The following is a 2,528-nucleotide window of genomic DNA, read 5'->3' as shown; positions in this document are numbered from 1 at the left end:
GGACTAAACCGCTCGCGCGGTAAGGGGCTGCGGCCGGCGGTAGTAGCAATGGAGAGGAAACCGACTCTGTTCTCATGTTGATGGGCGAGGTAATTCGCCTCGCCGTTCAACGGGAGCAGAGTCATGACTGATACCCTCCAGACTGTCAGCCCACTGCGCCAGCGCATGATCGACGACATGCGTATGCGCCATCTGGCGCCGAAGACGCAGGCCGGTTATCTGCGCATCGTACGCGAGTTCACCCGGTTTCTGGGGCGCCCGCCCGACACCGCCACCGTCGAGGATCTACGGCGTTACCAGCTGCATCTGGTCGACCACGGCACGTCGCCCGTGTCGCTCAATGCGGCGATCACCGGACTGAAGTTCTTCTTCGAGATCACGCTTCACGAACCCGAACGGATGGCCCGGATGCAGCCGGTGCGCGTGCCCCGCACGCTCCCGGTCGTGCTCAGTCCGGACGAAGTGGGACGCCTGATCGCTGCGACCGGCAACCTGAAGCACCAGACCGCACTGTCAGTCGCCTACGGCGCCGGCCTGCGTGCCAGTGAAGTGGTGGCGCTGAAGGTCGGCGACGTGGACGGCCAGCGCATGACGCTGCGCATCGAGCAGGGCAAGGGCCGCAAGGACCGTTACGCCATGCTCTCGCCGGTACTGCTTGAACGCCTGCGTGTCTGGTGGCGCGTGGCGCACGCGCAGGGCCGGATGCTGGAGGGCGGCTGGCTGTTTCCAGGCCTCGACCCGGTCGATCCGCTCAGCACACGGCAGCTCAACCGCGCCATCCACGCCGCCGCCGTCGCTGCAGACATCAACAAACGTGTCTCGATGCACACATTGCGACACAGCTTTGCGACCCACCTGCTGGAGCAGAAGGTTGATATCCGTGTCATCCAGGTCCTGCTGGGCCACAAGAAGCTGGAGACGACCGCGCTCTATGCCCAGGTCGCGACGGACCTGCTGCGCGAAGTGATCAGTCCGCTGGAGAAGCTGCACAACAACAGCTGAAACACGGCGCACTGCCGTGCCCGAAGTCGCGGACGTCTTCCGCGCGCATGGGCCCGCGTGGCGACAGACCGTACAGCTGAGCCTGGGACAGCTGAAGGTCATGTCGGCGATCGAACAGTGCCGCAGCGCGGCGCTGGGTGGGCACGTGTTGCGCTGTTGTGGCTGCGAACAGATCGAGGTGGCCTACAACTCCTGCCGTAACCGCCATTGTCCGAAGTGCCAAGGGAGCGCCGCGCACCGGTGGCTCGAGGCACGTCAGGCCGATCTGCTACCGGTCGGGTATTACCACGTGGTCTTCACGCTGCCTGCGGCGATCAGCGCGATCGCCTGGTACAACAAGTCGATCATCTACGGGCTGCTGTTCGACGTTGCCGCCGAAACCCTGCGTACCATCGCCGCCGATCCGAAGCATCTGGGCGCGCGGATTGGCGCCACGCTGGTGCTGCATACGTGGGGTTCGGCGCTGACGCACCATCCTCACGTACATGGCATCGTTCCCGGAGGAGGCCTCGCGCCTGACGGTGAACGGTGGGTCGCATGCCGGCCCGGCTTCTTCCTGCCAGTACGTGTGCTCTCGAGGCTGTTCCGGCGGCGCTTCCTGGAAGAACTCACCCATGCCTGTCGCCGGGGCCAGCTACGCTTCTTTGGCGAGTACGCTGCACTTGCCGATCCCGCGGTCTTTACCCGGTGGCTTGCGCCACTGCGCGCCTGCGAATGGGTGGTGTATGCGAAGCGCCCGTTCGCTGGTCCTGAGGCAGTACTCGCGTATCTGTCGCGCTATACGCATCGCGTGGCCATCTCCAACCAGCGCCTCGTCACGTTCGACGAGCGCGGCGTGACCTTCCGCTGGAAGGACTATCGGGCCAGCGGCCGCACACGCCACAAGACGATGACGCTTGCGCCCCAGGAATTCATGCGACGCTTCCTGCTGCATGTGCTGCCCGGGGGCTTCCACCGCATCCGCCATTACGGTCTGCTCGCCAACCCGGTGCGCCGGCAGAACCTGGCGACGATACGCGCGCTGTTGCACGCTCCGGCAACCATTGCCGCCAGTAAAGACGCGTCAGCCCAGACAACGGCACCGACATTTGTCTGCCGGCATTGCGGCGCACCGATGGTCATCGTCGATATCCTGCCGCGTAGCCACCCGATTCGCGCGCCACCTGGTTGCAGAGGTGATGCGTGAACCAGAATGACCAGGTATCTTCAGTCCGACTGTCGGCTCCTCGGCAACGAGCGCCAGCAGGAGACGTTTGTGTGCATCTCGCCAGGCAGAAGTTGCCGCCTGTCGGCAGTCGCGACCAATGCGCTGTGCGACGGCATCGCAACTTCATCGGCATCAGGCCAGCCTCGGCTTCGTCCGATCAACGCGTGATCAGCCGGGCCACGCGATCACTTCAATCCCCATAACCGCCTCGGTACACCCCGCGGTTTCCTCCCTCGAGCGTTGTCCAACGCCTGCCCGCATACGCCGTCGCTTACTCACGCGGCAGCAGACATGGGCAGGCGTCGAACAACGCTTAACG

2 protein-coding genes are annotated in these 2,528 nt (G+C 64.6%); both read left to right on the top strand.

The genetic code is table 11. The annotated features are described in order from the left end of the window. Nucleotides 1–123: 123 nt before the first annotated feature. Complete coding sequence (locus VSR82_RS39660; RefSeq protein ID WP_429455595.1) at nucleotides 124–1,002, top strand: tyrosine-type recombinase/integrase; 879 nt, start codon at nucleotides 124–126, stop codon at nucleotides 1,000–1,002. Nucleotides 1,003–1,018: 16 nt separating this feature from the next. Beyond that, a complete protein-coding gene (locus VSR82_RS39655) occupies nucleotides 1,019–2,188 on the top strand; it encodes an IS91 family transposase (protein ID WP_429455915.1) in 1,170 nt (389 codons plus the stop codon). Nucleotides 2,189–2,528: the final 340 nt, after the last annotated feature.

The organism is Burkholderia sp. JPY481, assembly GCF_038900515.1.
In the GTDB taxonomy this organism is placed as follows: domain Bacteria; phylum Pseudomonadota; class Gammaproteobacteria; order Burkholderiales; family Burkholderiaceae; genus Paraburkholderia; species Paraburkholderia youngii.
The sequence above is the reverse complement of the archived record's forward strand: the minus strand, read 5'-3'. Positions and strand labels throughout refer to the sequence as shown.

What these genes read in the sequence shown, in the direction of transcription:
- VSR82_RS39660 (WP_429455595.1), top strand. Translation starts at nt 124, where the DNA reads ATGACTGATACCCTCCAGACTGTCAGCCCACTGCGCCAGCGCATGATC.